Annotated in this window: 3 protein-coding genes; all 3 read right to left on the reverse strand. The window is 66.1% G+C overall.

Annotated features, from left to right (window positions below; genetic code table 11):
- On the reverse strand, window positions 1-12,588 hold the full coding sequence (locus tag D7S89_RS17990; RefSeq protein ID WP_121279511.1) for a two-partner secretion domain-containing protein: 12,588 nt from the start codon (window positions 12,586-12,588) through the stop codon (window positions 1-3).
- A 113-nt stretch (window positions 12,589-12,701) separates the two neighbouring features.
- Complete coding sequence (locus D7S89_RS17995) at window positions 12,702-13,601, reverse strand: peptidylprolyl isomerase (protein ID WP_121279513.1); 900 nt, start codon at window positions 13,599-13,601, stop codon at window positions 12,702-12,704.
- 49 nt (window positions 13,602-13,650) lie between these two features.
- Window positions 13,651-15,471 (reverse strand): ShlB/FhaC/HecB family hemolysin secretion/activation protein, encoded by a 1,821-nt coding sequence (locus D7S89_RS18000; RefSeq protein WP_245983030.1) that lies wholly within the window; start codon window positions 15,469-15,471, stop codon window positions 13,651-13,653.
- Between the last annotated feature and the right edge of the window lie 4 nt (window positions 15,472-15,475).

Here is a 15,475-nt window from a genome sequence, read left to right on the forward strand (position 1 = left end):
TCACCCTCCCGCATGCCCAATGGGCTTGACAACAATTGAAGGCTGGCTTGGCAACTTGCCTGGCACAAATGCACCTGGCGTCACATCTCGGCCGAGCGTATTCGACCAAGTGTGTGCCCAATCTTGAAGCAAGGGGTAATCCGGCAATATCTTGCCCGGATGAACGAAGCCAGGAATGTTCTTGGACGTGGTGTAGCCATCTGTAAGCTGCTTACTTTCGATATAAAAGTCAATGTCGCTTTGCGGGCCGAAAGTCGTGCCCTTCGTCAGGCTGTTGCCCGTAACGGAGCTGCCGCGGACGCCAATTGTCGCGTCAGTAATACCGCTCTCCGTGAGCGCATTCTGAAGGTCTTGCGCAGCCGCATGAAACTGTGCGTCGGCTGTGAAACCCAGAGGAACCGTACGCGTAGCACCGTTAGCGGGTACGCCAGTGACGCCTGCACTACCAGTGACAACTGCACGGTCTGTGGCTGTGGCAAGCGCCGCCCCATCCTTCTTGGCAATAGAGCCAAATGCGCCCAGCCCCCCCATCGCAGCTGCCTCGCTGACGCCTTGGAAGTTCGACGACGGATCGGAACCGAACGACTTCTCCCACGAAGACATCAGCTGGCCGAAATTGTCGTGCGCTACGCCCGCATACTGCGGCCCGTACGTGTAAGCAGCATTGTCGACGATGTTTCGCGCAACGTCTTCCGCCCCCACTGGCACGTTCCAGCGCTCGACGAAGTTCCCCTGAGCATCCCGGTAGTAGGTCGTGCCACGCTGCGCCGTCGCCGCCTTCGCGTCAGCCTCGTTCCTCCATATATTCATCCCGTCCTTGCCGCCGCCCGCCCCATAGACGTTCTCGGCCGCTTTCAGCAGCGTGTCGGCGCTGTACTTCGCAGCCAGCGTCCGGTTCATGCTCAGCGTCTTCTTGATCGCTGCAAGAACCTTGTCCTTGTGCTGAAGCGTATTGTTGAGCGCCTCGTTTTGCGCCGCCACCGCCCCCGCCGTCGAGTCCGCCCCGAGCAGGTTCGCGGCCGTCCCGCCGGCAAGCGTTGCCAGCCCCGCGACGAGCGCATTCTGCACACTGTCCGACAACCCGGTCTGCGACACCCCATAGGTAAGCCATGGAGACGCCAGCGCACTCGTCGCGCCGCCGATCGCCCCGCCCGCGCATCCCGTGCCACTGGCCGCCGATACCGCGCAGCCCAACGCCGCGTGCGCCATCACATAGGTCGGGTCCTCGATCGTCCCCCAGCTGTCCTTGCCGCCGTCGAATTTATCGCCGATCTCCTCGGCTCCTGCCGCCGCCGCTTGGGAAATCAGGCTGCCTTTGAGCGCCTGCCCGAAGCTGCCGCCCATGACCGCCGTCTGCACGCCAGCGCTGATCGCCGCCGTCGCGCCCATCGCCGCCAATTGCTGCGGAAGGTTGCTCGCGGCCGCCGAAGCCGCCTGCGTGACCCCTCCGGGCAGCGCGTTTCCGGCACTCTGGATGCCGGCCAGCGACCCGAGGCTATTCGGCGAAATCTTGTCGCTCAACCCCGACAAGCTGAACCCGTTGGCCGAGGTGTAGTTGATGCCCCTCGTCAGTCCTGCCGTGACGGCTGCGATCGCTCCCGCCTCGATGACCTGGCCGAAATTGATCCCGTCCCCCGCGGCAAGCTGGCCGGCAGCCGAGCCCGCCATCCCGCCGACCGCCGCCGACACCACTGCGGCGCCCAGCGTGCCCGCGCCGAAACCCATACTTCCAGCCAGCGCGACGCCTGCCGTGCCGCCCGTCACGATCGAGGCGGCGATCGCGATCGCCATCACCGCCACCGGCGGCAAGCCGCCGCCTTCCTTGACGAACTCGGTGTGCAGGTGGTCGGTCACCGTGCTCTGCGTGAAGCTGCCGCCCAGTTGCGCCTGCAGGTGGCCCAGCAGTGCCTGCGTGCCCGCCTGATCGACGCTGCCGTCGGCGTTCAGCTTCTGGAGCGCACCGCCGATCTGGTGAACCTCATCGGCATCCAGCTCCAGGTTCGCCGCGCTCATGAAGCCGCCCGACTGCGCCTGCGTGCCCGTCGTCTTGACGTAGCCCTTGTCGACCTTCTGCCAGATCTCGCCGACATCGACGCTGTTCTGCCGGTTCGTCAACGTCCCTGTCTTCACGACCAGCGTATCGCTCGCGCTGACGGTGCCCGTGTTCAGCACGCTGTCCTTGAAGTTCAGCGTCACGTTCTGGCCGATGATGTTGCCGCCAGCCGACAGCGCCTGCGTGCTCGACGGCAGGTACACCTGTGGCATCAGCACCGTCGTCATCGGGCAGCTCGCGCCATCGCCCGACACCGTGCATCCCGGCTCCGGAACTGTCTGCTCGACGTACCACAGCATCGGCTTGTCGAGCGCGCCAACCTGCGCCTGCGTCAGCGCCGTCCCGAGCTTCAGATTGTTCGCCTTCGAATAATCGAGCGCATTCTGATAAAGCACCAGCTTCGACTGATCCGTCACCGACAGTTGGTTCTTCGCGTCATACGACAACCCGTTCACGAAGCTCGCCTGCCCCGTCTGCGTCAGCGCCGCCTGCTGCAAGCGCAGATCCTCCGCCTGCGGGTTGTAGTAGAACAGCGTCGTGGCCGGCTTCAGGTTTGCCGGCAAGTTGTCCAGCAGCGTCTGCGGGCCGATGTTTGCCATCGACGTCTGTGCGATATTGCTCTCGACATAGGTCGCCGCACCTTGCTTCGCGTTCGGCGCCTGCGAAGGGGGCAACTTGCCGCCAACCGTGTTCGGAATCGACAGATTCAGCCCCGGCGTCGTCACAGGGCTCAGGCTGATGACCTGTGACGGGTGACCGACCTGCGGCGTGTAGGTATTGCCCGTGATGCCGTTGACGAGCTTCGTGCCGGCCAGCGTCACCTGCTGTCCGATCACGTTGCCTACGTTGACGATCTGGCCGCCCGACGTCACGTTCAGGTTCGGTGCCTGGATCGTGGCCGCGATGTTGCCCAAGGGCGTCGGCGGGTCGATGACGCCGCCCACGTTCGTGTACGCGCTGCCGTAGAGCGCCGTGCATTCGGCCGCGCTGCCGCAAGCCCAGATGTCGTGCCGCTTGTCGCTACTGAACCAGCCGGTCTTCTGCACCCAGTGCGAGTGCCAGTACGCGTTGAGCGTCTGTGCGCTGTTGACGACGGGCCCGGCCACGTCGACCTTTGCCAGGTTACCGGCCGAGATCAGGCTGCCAATGTTCGTCAGGCTGCCTGCCTCGATCGTCAGGTTCTGCCCCGCGCTGATCACCGACGAATTGGCCGACTGCTGGTCGACATAGCCTTCGCAATAGCTTTCTTTGTAGCCGCCGGCGGTCATGCAGCCGGCGTATTTTTCCTTCGTGCCGTAATTCTCGTGAATCTTCGCCGGAGGTGGCAGCGTGTTCGTGATCTTGCCCGACACATTCAGCTGAATATCGCGGCCCGCGACGATATTGCCCGAGGTGTTGGTCAGGGTGCTCGCCGGTGTCGTCGAATTGGCGGTCGTGCCGACCCCACCGATGATGAGATCGCGCCCGGCGAGCAGGTTTCCGTAAGTGTTGTTGATCTGGCCAGCGGCGATCACGAGATCGCGCCCGGCCGAGATCGTCGCGTTGTCCTGCTCGTAGCCGAATGTCGTGTGGGCCGTCTTGGCATCGTGCACCGATGTGGCGGCGCCGCATGCCTCTTTCGCCACGCCGGCCGCGCAACTGGCGCTCGTCGTGTATTGCTGCGAATAGCCGCCCTGGTTGGTCAGCGTTCCCGACGCGATCGAGAGATCCCGCCCGGCGTAGATCGTGCCCGCGTTGGTCAGATTGCTACCGCCGCTGAACACCATGTCGCCGGCCGCGACGATGAGACCGGTCGTGCCGCTCGTCGTCACCGTCGTCACTCGCGACGCGCCTTGTGGCGTAAACGCCATCGGCGGACGGACCCCGCCGCTCATATCGATACGGATACCTAATCGAATCTTGGTATCGGTGATCCTTGGATCGCCTGCGTCGACGAAGCCGCTGCCCATCGACTGGAGCGTCGCCATGAATGCGTTGAGCGAGTTCTGGTCGACCTGATAAGTCGTCTGCTGCGCGACGCTCGACGCGACAGCGCCGTTGTCGAGCGATTGGAGATTCAGCGTGAAGTTGCCGCCCGCGCCAATTTGACCGCCGCGATTCGACAGCCCGTTGGCGGTGAGCTGAAGATTGCCGCCAGCCGAGATGATGCCGGCCGTCCCCCCTTGTTGCGTCGTCGATGTCTCAGTGACCGTCGGCAAGGCAACCGTTCGCCGCTCGACCGTGCCTGGGATATTGCCGGTATCGACGCGCCAGCCGGCGCCGTCGACGAGCGCGAAGGTCACATTGCCGCTGTCCGCGACCGGCGTGGCGAATGGAATGTCGAAAGGCGTTCCGTTGCGATGGATCGGGGCATAGCGCGCCCAATTGGGCGACGCCCATCCGGTCGGCGACAACAGATCACCCAGCGTCGCGTCTTTCTGGATGAGGTGCCAGAAATGGCCGCCGGTTTTGCCCATGCCGGTCGCATCGTCCCGGAAGGTCGACGTCAATCCGATCACCGTCTGCCACAACACCTCCGCATCGGCCACGGTTCGCGTGTTCGATGTGACGCCGCCGCCTCCGACCTGATCGTTCACGACCTGCGCCGCATGGATCGCGATGTCATGGGTCGCCTGCAACGTCCCGCCGTTGTTCAACAGGCTTCCGCTAAGGTTGAAGCTGAGATTGCCGAGCGCCTGCGTGAGCGCGCCTTGGTTGTCGTAACTCCCTCCATTGACGTTGACGTTGTTCGACGCCTCGACCGTCCCGCGATTCGTCACGCTGCCCGACAAGTTCAGGTCGTGATCCGCGTGCAGCACCGCGCCTGCCGCATTGCTGATGGCCCCCGACAGTGCCACGTCGGTGCCGCCGATGATCTTGCCGCTGTTGTTCAGCGCGCCGTTGCTCGCGATCGTCAGCATCCCGCTGCTCGTCAGCGTGCCGGCGTTCGAAAAGCTCTGCAGCGCATTGATCGTTGTGCCGTTCGCCACGACGTTCCAGTCGCCACCGAGCGACAACGACTGAACCGTCATGCCGAGCGTGCCACCCGCGCTGATCGTGCCGCCGCCCGCGCCCGAGGCGTCAAACGCCGTGTTCGACAGATTGAGCGTCGCGTTGCGCTGCGCGAGCAGGCGGCCTCCTGTGTTGTCGAACGCCCCTGCTCCCCCTGTCACCGTCAGCGACACGTCGCCCGTGGTCGGCCCGCTCGTCTTCGGATCGCCCGCGAACAGCAACCCGTTGCTGTTGTCGAGCTGCCCCGCCGTCACGTTCACGGCGTGCGTGCCCATCACTGCCCCACCGCTGTTGACAAGCGAGTGCGTCACGTTGACCGTCGTCGTCGGGCCATTGATGAGACCCGCGTTGCGCATGCTCGACGCATTGACGGTCGTGCCGATCGTCGAGGCGAGCGATGCTCCCGCCGCATTGGTGAGCGCGCCGGCATTCACCTCCAGTGCCCCGCCTGCGAGCACCTTGCCGTTGTTTTGCAGCCCATCGCGGCCGCCGAGCGTCACCGCACCCGCCGCGATCGTCGACCCGTTCAGTACGAGTTGGCTCGATGCCTGGGCGCTCAGCCGGCCGCCGGCGATCACCCCTCCCGTACTGACGTTCACCCCCGACAACTGCACATCGCCCGTCACGTTTAGTTGCGCGGCCGACGCGTCAAGCGCACCCTGGCTCGCCGCCACCGTCACGTTCTTCGAGCCGGTCAGCGTGCCGCCCAGCGTCACGCTGCCGCCCGTCAGCGAGGCATTGCCGCCGATCTTGCTGGTGCCCGTCAGCGCCAGCGCCTGCCCCGCGCGTAGCGTCGCGTCGCTGTTGCTCGACACGGAGGACGCGGTCAGGTTGCCGTTCGCCGCCGTCAGCGTCACCGCGCCCACACTGCCGATGCCGCTCGCGGTCAAGTTCTGCGCCGCCTGCACGGTCAATGCACCGCCCGTCATCGCGGCACCGTTCAGCGTCACGCTACCGCGCGTCGCGGTCAGCGCGCCGTCGCCGGAAACCGTCACGGCACCGAGCGACAGGTCTCCCCCCGCGTGCGCCGTCAGCGCACCCGCGCCCTGAATCGCGCCAAGCGCAAGGTTTTGTGCGGCGCTCGCCGTCATGTCCTTCGCATAGCTGAGCGCAGCCCCACCAGTCAGATTGCCACCCGCGACGAGCGTCCCGCTGCCCAACCCGAATAACGTGCCTGCGAGCCGCATGTCACCACCGGCATTGAGCGACGTGTCGCCGTTCACCAGCGCGTCGTTCAACGACATCGCGCCGCCCGACACCGCGCTCAGACCGCTCGCCGTCGTGATCGACCCGGCCGCGTTCAGCGCGCCGGTCGTCGCCGTCAACACCGTCTTGCCGTTGGCTGTCAGCGGGCCGCCAAGCGTCAGATTCCGCTGCGCAGTAAGCGTCGCGGCATCCAGGCTCGTCACTGCACCGTTCAGCGCGGCATCACGCGCCGCGCTCACCTGCATCGCCTTGCCCGACGACGTTGTGCCGCCCACTGTCACGTCGCCCGCACCGTTGCCGCCCTTTGCCTGGAGCGTCAGCGCATCATTCGTTTTCACCGAGCCGAGCGTCAGATCGGCGCCGGCGAGCGCGTCGAGCGCGCCATTGGCGTTGAGCGCGCCCGTCACGGCAATCGTGCCCCCGGAGCGCAGCTTCGCCGTTTGTCCGAATGCGGCCGAACCGGCCGTCAGATTGCCGCCCGCCGTCAGCTCACCCGCACCCTGCGCGCCGATCCCGCCCGCGAGCGTCATGTCCTTCCCGGCGCCCAGCGCCGCATTGCCGCCGGCCGTCGTCAGCCCCGAGAAGGCCAGCGAGTCGCCGGCCGATGCCGTCAGATTGCCCTTGGTCGTGACGTTGGCTGCGCTCGCTCGGCCAGCCTGCGCGGTCAGCATCAGGTCGCCGGTTGCCGCGATGTCGCCCGCGACGCGCGCATCGCGTTGCGCGGTGAGCGTCGCCGCTGCACCACTATCGATTGCCCCACCGGCGACGATGTCGCGTGTCGCCTTCAGCACGGCCGCGCCCAACGCGGCCGCGTTGCCGCCGAGCGTCAGATCGCCTTGGCCGGCATTGCCGCCCGCCGTCATCACCAGCGTGCCTGCCGTGGCCTGCACGCTGCCGAGGCCCGCGTTGTTGCCGCCCGTCACCTGCACGGAGGCCGCTTGCAACGCCCCAGTCAACGCGACGTCATGCGACGCCGTAAGCGTTGCGCGCTTGCCGAATGCCGCCGAGCCCGCGCCGGTCATGTCGGTCGCCGTCAGCGTGCCGTTGCTTTGCGCGGCAAGCGCACCGCTCAGCGCGAGCGTGCTGCCCGCGTTCAAGACCGCATCGGTCGACGCCGCCACTTGGCCGCCCAGGCCGAGATCCCGTCCGGCGCGCGCCAGCAAGGCCCCGCCCGTTGTCACCGCACCGCCCGTCGTCACGTCGCCGGTCACGGCCGTCAGCGTCAGATCGCCCGCCGCCGTCGTGCCCTGCACCGCTGCGTTGCGTTGTGCGCTCAGCGTGACCGTCGCGCCACTGTTCAACGTGCCGCTGCTCGTTGCATCGCGTGCGCCCGTCATGGTGATGGCGCCGACGGCGGCCACCGCCCCCGTCAGGCGCGCATCGCCCTGGCCACCATGGCCCTGCGCCTCGACGGCGATCGTGGTCATCGACTGCGCGTTGTTCAACGCCGCGTCGTTGCCACCCGTTGCCTGAATCTGGTTCGCTTGCAGACTGCCCGTCAGCGCGATATCGCCCCCCGAGCTCAACACCGCGCGCTGCTTGAACGCCTGCGTACCTGCGCCATTGATGCCGCCAGCCGCGCTCATGAAGCCATTGGCTTCACCGACAAGCGTGCCGGCCAGCGTCAAATTGCGTCCCGCCGTCAGCGTGGCGTCACCCACTGCGCTCGTCGATGCGCCAAGACCAAGGTCGAGCCCGCTCTTCCCGATGAGCAAGCCACCGCTGTTGATCCCCCCTGTGGCGGTGAGATTGCCGCTCGCCGCGTTCAGTGCCATGTCGCCGAGCGATTCCAGCGCGCCGCCGACCGCGATGTTGCGCGCCCCCGTCACCGTCACGGCCGCGCCTCCCGCGACCTTGCCGGCGATCGACACATCCTCGGCCGCCTGCAGGCTAACCGCGCCGGGCGCGCCGAGCGTGCCCGTCACGGTCAAGTCCCCCTGCCCCGCCTGCCCCTTCGCGCGCAACGTCGCCGTCGATGCCGACTCGACGTCGTGGACACTCGCGTTATGCGCCGCCGTCAACTGCACGCTCGCGGCCTGCAGCAGTCCGCTCAACGCCGTATCCCGCCCCGACGACGACGTCAGGTTCCCCGTGAACGCCGCAGCCCCTGCTCCGCTCAGGTCGCGACCGGCTATCAGGCTGCCGTTGCTCTTGCCATTCACGTTGCCGGAAAGCGAGAGATCCCGCCCGCTCGACAACGCCGTGTCGCCGGAGGCCGTCACCAGGCCGCCCAGCGCGAGATCCTGGCCCGCGTTCGCGATGATCCGGCCGCCGCTGCCAAGCGCGCTCGTCGCCGTCGTCGCGATGTCGCCGTTCGTCGCACCGAGCGTCATATCGCTCGCCGCGTGTGCCGTGCCGCTCACGACAACGTTGCGCGCGCCAGTCAGCGCCACGCTCGCGCCGCCCTCCAACCCGCCTTTCACCGCGGCGTCGCGCGCGGCCTGCAGCGTGACCATGCCGGCCGCGTTGACGGTACCTGTCAAGGTGGCATCGCCCCCACCCGCGTTGCCGCTCGCCTGCGCGGCCAGCATGCCGGACGTCTGCACGTTGTTCAGCGTCAGGTCGTTGCCGGCGGTGGCTTTTAGCGTGCTCGCCTGAATCGAGCCGGTCTGGTCGATACTGCCGGTAGCACTCAGCACGGCCGCCTGGCCGAATGCCGCGTTACCTGCCCCGCCGATGTCGCCGCCGGCCGTCAGCGCGGCGCTGCCCCCACCGATCAACGTGCCCGCGATCGTGAGGTTTCGGCCCGACTGCAGCGTCGTATCTTTCGTCACCGCCGTCAGGCCGCCGAGATTCAGGTTCTCGCCCGCCACCGCATTCAAGCCGCTCATCGCGAGCGTCGTGCCCGTCGAGTCGATCGAACCCGCGACAGTGGACAACGCAAGATCGCCAGATGCTTGCAACGTCCCGGTCAGTCCGATGTTGCGCTTCGCGCTGACGCCAACCGTGCTGCCGCCCGCGAGCGAACCGGCCAGCGTCACGTCACGCTGCGCCGCCAACGATGCCGCGCCTGTTGCGCTCGCGACACCGTTGATGGTCAGATCGCCACCGCCATTGCCGCCGTTCGCCCGGATCGTCAGCGTCGACCCCGATTTCACGTTGTTCAACGAAACGTCGTTGCCACTCGTCAACTGAATCGAGTTCGCCTGCAACAGCCCCGTGAGATGCGTGTCGCCGGCGGCGTTGAATGTCGCGCTCTGCCCGAACGCGCTCGCCCCTTCGCCGGTGATGGCGCCACCGGCCTTCAGCGTACCGTTGCCCTTGCCGACGAGTGCGCCAGCCAGCGTAATGTCCTGTCCGGCCGTGAGCGTCGTGTCGCCCTGCGCCGTCATCGTCCGCGCACCCAGGCTGATCGAGTGTGCCGCGCTCGCGTGCAGGTTGCCGCCGCTGTTCACATCGCCGGTCGTCGTCAGACTCCCGATCCGGTTCGTCAGCGTCAGGTCGCCGATCGAGCGCGCCGCGCCGCTCACGGTGGTATCGCGCTGCGCGTCGATGCCGAGCGGGCCTCCAGTCAACAAAATGCCTGCGACCTGCACGTCACGCGCAGCCTTGAGCGTGGTCGCGCCCAGTGCAGCCACGCCGCCCAGCACAGCGATGTCCGTGCCGTTCGATTGCACGGCCAGCGTCGAATTGGCCTGCACGCTATTCAGTGCGACGCCGTTGCCGCCGGTAATCCGTATCGCGTTGCCCTGTAGCGAGCCGCTCAGATTGGCGTCGCCGCCGGCCGTGACCGAAACGTCCTGCGCAAAACGGTTCGCACCGCTCGCGACGATGTCGCCGCCAGCCTTCAACGCCGCAGCACCCTTGCCCGACAGCAGGCCTCCAAGCGTCATGCCCTTGCCAGCTGTGAGTGTCGTATCGCCGACCGTTCTCGTCTCGCCGGTCAGGCCGATGGTTTTGCCGGCGGCAATCGCCAACGCCGCACCGCTATCGATTTCGCCCGCCGAAGTGGCATCGCCACCCGTCGCCGCGAGCGTCATGCCGCCGACCGATTGCACGCTGCCGTTGGCGGCGATCGCGACGTCGCGCTGCGCGTTCAGCGTCAACGCGGCCCCCCCGGCGAGCGCGCGGTTGACAAGCACGTCGCGTGCGGCCTGCGCCGTCATCGCACCGACCGAGGCGACGCCGCCGTTCAGCACGACGTCGCCCGCACCGGCCAAGCCGTTTGCCTCGATCGCCAGCGTGTCGCCCGCTTGCACGTTGTTGAGGGCGACGTTGTTCGCGCCCGTGACGGTCAAGCCGTTTGCAAGCAACGAACCCGTCAGCGCGACATCATGGCCGGCCGCAAGCGCCGCGCGCTGCCCGAATGCCAGTCCGCCCGCCCCACTCAAATCACCTCCGGCCTTCACCGTGCCGTTCGACTGGCCGATGAAAACGCCCGCGATGCTCACGTGCCGTCCCGCGGTAAGCGATGCGTCAGCGCCCGAGAGCGCGCCACCGTCGATCGCGATGTCGCGCTGTGCGTTGGCCGTCAGCGTACCGCCCACCTCCAGCGAGCCGTCAAGCCGGACGTCCTGCGCCGCCGTCAGCATCGCGTTCTTATGCGCGACGGTCTGCGCGGCCAGGTCGATCGTTTGGCCCGATGCTACTGCGAGGGTACCGCCGCTCGAAACATTCGCGTTCGCCGTCACGTTGCCGGCAATCGCCGTCAACGTCGTATCGCCGACCGCGTCGAGCGCGGCGCCAACCGTCACATCGCGCTGGCCCGTCAGTACGGCGGTGCCGCCCCCTGCCACTTGGCCCGCCACGTTCACGTCGCGCGCCGCTTGGACGGTGAGCGTACCGAGCGACAGGGTCGGACCGTTGAGCGTCGCGTCACCGGACTGAGCCTTCAGCGACAATGCCGCCTTCGTCTCGATCGCCCCGGTCACGATGCTGCCCGCCGTCACCTTGACGTCGTTGTTCGCCTGGGCGCTCGCGAGGGACGCGCTGCCGCCGGCCGTGACCGTCAGTGTTTGCCCCGACAGAATCGTGCCGCTCGACGTGACGTCGCCGTTCGCGTTGATCGCGTAGCCACCGATGCCTACATTCGCGCCCGTGAGCGTGACGTTGCCGCTCGTTTGCACGCTCGCCTGACGCTGAGCGGCGCTGCCGGCCAGCGTCACATCGCCGTTGGCCGAGAGCGTCAGATCGCTCGCGTATGCCGCGAGTTGGGCATCAGTGCGTACGCCCATGCCGGCTGCGGTGCCGATCACTTGAATCTGGCCGGCCGTCATCGCGCCAAAGGCCGTCGCGTCGATCGCGAAACCATGGTTCGCGATCACGCTGGCGCCATTTGCCGCGTTGATCGCCGCGGCCGTGTTCACCGCGCCATTGGACGCAGTCGTGTAGGTCGTACCTGTATCTGCAATGGCCATCGGCGACACAAACTGCCGCCCTGCGATCGCATTGATACGATTACCGGCGTAGAGCGGCGCATTCACGCCGATCGTCTCGCCGATGAGGTCGATCGTGCCAACGGTGCCCTCGATGCCGGACCCCGGCCCGTTCACGCCGGCATTGCCCTCGATCTGGATATGCCCGCCCGTGACGTTGTAGCCGAGCGTCTGCCCGCGCGTGAAGTCGGTCGGCGTGCCACCCACGCTGCTCAAAAATTGCGGCGTGCCTGTCGTGAGCGTCACGCCGATCGTGTTCGTGAAACCCGTCCCTTGCGTCGCAATACCGTTCGGGTTCGCGATGATGACGTTGGCGGGCGCGCCGAACACTTCGAGCGGCCCGTTCAAGAGACTCGCGAACGCGGTGCCCGTCGAGGTGACCTGGTTGACGATCACGCTCGCCGTGCGTCCGTTCAGCTTCGGATTCGCGGCAACATTGCCGCCCGTCAGCGACGTCCCCGACATCAAGCTGTTGTTGAGGATCAGCCCGACCGGATCAATGTTGAAGCTTTGATACTGGTTCAGCGAGATACCGGCTGAATTCGGTGCAGTGATGTTGACGACGGGCACGCCACCGCCAGCGCCTGTCGATTGTGTGAGTGTCGGTTGGAACGAAATCGGCGCACGCGGATCGACGATCGGCGCCGCCTCCGCCACCTGCATCGCCAAGCGAATGGCGAACGAGACACGCAAGGTAGCGAGATCCTGCACGACGCGCCAAGCTTCGTCGTCCAGACGCTTGCTGCCAGCGGCCACGACACCAGCAGCGGCCCGTCCCTGCTCGACCGTCACAGTGATGGGACCGACGAAGAGCGTGGCGGCCACGACGGCACTTACCGCACGCTGCCACCAACGATAGGCACGCGGCACAGGCGTCATCGCAGCGTCAAGATGCAATTGCTCACGCGCCACGTCTGCTTGCGCGAGCCGCTGCCAATCACCCCGTCGTGTGGTCTTCTTCATCACTTGGTCTTTCTTCTTGTTCGTTTTGTGTGCTGCTTACGCGAGGTCTCGTCCTCTCGTACGACGAGCCGCCACCCTCTCCGGCGGCGGCTTCTTTGCTTGCTTCGGCTTCGTTACTGCTGGATGTGCGCGTTCTTGACGAGATCGATCACGACCTCGGCAGTCGCCTTCTCGACAGCGACTTGCTCGAGCTGCTTGCGCAGCATGTCCTTCGATTGATCGAACGGAGGAATCTGCGTCGGACGTTCCTGATCGACGCGGACGATCCAGAACGCGTCACCCACTTGCACCGGCGTGCTCGACACGGCACCCTGCGGCAGTTTCACGAGCGCCTCGGCGAGCGGTTGCGGCCAGTTCTGCGTGTTGCCCGCCGTGATCGGCGTCTTGAACGAAATCCAGTTCAACGCACCGCCCTGGGCAGCATTCGGCCCTTGGCTGTATTGCTTCGCGAGCTGCGCAAAGTCGGTGCCCTTCTTCAGTTCGGCGAGAACCTTATTCGCCGTGTCGGCATCCTTCACTGCGATCACACTCGACTTGTATTCGTTCTGGCCAAGCGTGGCGACGACGGCGTCGTACTTCGCCTTCACGTCGGCATCGGTGACGGGCGCGGGCTTCACCTGATCACGCAGATAGGCCTGCGTCATCGCGAGCGCCTTCGCTTGCTCGACGATGGCGATCACCTGCGGACGCGTGTCGTAGTGCGCCTTCAACGCGGCCTGCCGGAACAACTCGCGTGCGATCAGCTGATTCTTGACGCCAGCACGCGACGTGGGCGTATCAGGCACGTTCGAGGCACGCAGTGCCTCTTCGAGCTGATCTTGCGTAATGAGCACGTCGTTCACGCGCGCAACAGCATTCGCGGGCAACGGACCCGAGGCCGCTTGAGATTGCGTGGCAGCACTCTCGTCATGCGACTTCGCTTGCGCCTTTTTAGCTGCATGCGCGGCAGGCATCGTCGACATGAGCAGTGCCGCAGCGAGCGCGAAATGGGCGATGCCAGCAGCGCCGAGCATCGAAGTGAGCCGAGACGGCGTCGTGTTTCGAGTAGTCATCTGTTTTCCTTTATTCGGACCAGTTAAGCGTGGCGAGCAACAAGGTCGCCTTCTTGCCGAGCGCAGCCGGCTGGATCAACGATTGCCCGAGCAGCACTTCACCCGAGATCGTTTGCTTCTTGATATGCCATTGCAGGCGAGCGCCGATGCCCGCACCGGCCAGTGTCGGCCAGCCGCCCTGCGCGACGAGATGGGCCTTGCCGCCATCGACGAACACGTAAGGCTCGATGCGCGCGTCATGCCATGCCGGCGCGTTTTGCCAAGCCGCCTCGTTGCGCACATAAAAGCCGCTATCGCCGCTGATGCCGCCTTCGGTGAAGCCGCGCACGGAGTCCATGCCGCCGAGAAAAAACTGTTCGTTGCCGAAGAGCGCAACACTGCTGTATTGCGCACGCAGCGTGCCGCGATAGGTCCAGGCCGTGGGCCCGAGCGTGCCGAGCGCGAACTGCAGCGTGCCGGTGGCGTCGTACTTCGTGAATTGCCCGTGCGCGTCTGCGCCGGCGATATCGGTGCCGTCGTGCGTCGCGCCAAGCCACGTGAGCCCGCGCGACACGCCGACATCCCAAGTCGCCGCCGCGCCTTGCTCATGCACGGCGAAGCGACGCAGACCATTGAGCCCCACGCGCAGCACCGTCAAGTTTTGCGGATCGAGAAAGAAGCCGTTGATGCTGCGTTCGACGCGCAGCTTGTTCAGCGTCACGTCAGCAGCAAGACTGCCCGCGCTCGAACGCATGAGCACGTCGTTCCAGCCAAGCATCTGGCTGAACGTGCGGCCTTCGAGCAGCGCCGTATCACCGATGGCTTGCTGATACTCCGACACGGACGTCGTGTAGCTGAACGTCTGATACCCAAAGGGCACGGCCGCGGAGAACACGAGCGCGTTCGTGTCATCGGTGCCGATGTAGGACAGCGACATCGATTCCTGCAAGCCGATCAGATTGTCGGCCTCGGCACTCGCCCGATAGCGAAGCGTGCCCGTCTGCGAACTGCCGTAGTTGTCGATGCCAAAGTCGTAATAGAAGCGGTCGCCGTAATGGTTGGTGAGCGCGACGATCGAATCGCCGGGCACCTGCCCGGGCAGGATCTGGATTTCGGCTTGGTTGCGACGCAGCCGATTGAGCTGGTCGACGCCTTGTTCGAGATCAGGCAGGCGCAACACGTCGCCGCGCTTGTCGCCGAAAGCCCAGGCCGTGCCCGCATCAGTGACGAGGCCACCGCCATGCGTCTTCCAGAACTCCCACCACTTCTCGTTGGGATCACGCGGGGAGAGCGACACGCCGTTGAGCGTAAACGCCGCGACACGGCCCGCCACGATGTTGATCTTGAGCGTGCCGGACGCGAGATTCTGCGCGCCGAGATAGGCGCGCGTCGTGATGTAACCCTGCGCGATGAACGCCTCGGTCAAACGACGGAGCAACAAGTTGATGCGGTTACGGCCGAGCTGCTTGCCGATGAAGGGCTGCGCAACGGCATCGAGCTCGCGTGCCGCGAGAACCTTGTCGCCGAGAAATTCGATGTGCTCGATCTTGAAGGTTGGCTCGACGTCGGGCAGCGTCTCCACGTCCGCACCGGCCGGCAGGTTCGGCAAGGCGGGCATCTCGGGCGCGGCGATCTGCGCGGGTGCCTGCTGCACCTGCTGCTCGCGTTGCCGATCACGCTGCTCCCGCAACAAACGTTGCGCCGGATCTTGCTCGGGCCGCACGGGCGCCAGCGAGGACAGCGCGGCGCTGCCAGCCGTTTGCGCGAGCGCGTGTGTCGCCAACGTGCCGGCCACCATGCCGGCGCCGCACACGGCGAGGCGCGAGAGGCGATGCTGCATAGTCCGCTTCATAGAC

The organism is Trinickia fusca (assembly GCF_003628145.1).
In the GTDB taxonomy this organism is placed as follows: domain Bacteria; phylum Pseudomonadota; class Gammaproteobacteria; order Burkholderiales; family Burkholderiaceae; genus Trinickia; species Trinickia fusca.

Coding starts and splice junctions, on each gene's coding strand:
- D7S89_RS18000 (WP_245983030.1), bottom strand. CDS start 15,471: ATGAAGCGGACTATGCAGCATCGCCTCTCGCGCCTCGCCGTGTGCGGC.
- D7S89_RS17995 (WP_121279513.1), bottom strand. CDS start 13,601: ATGCTCGGCGCTGCTGGCATCGCCCATTTCGCGCTCGCTGCGGCACTG.
- D7S89_RS17990 (WP_121279511.1), bottom strand. CDS start 12,588: ATGAAGAAGACCACACGACGGGGTGATTGGCAGCGGCTCGCGCAAGCA.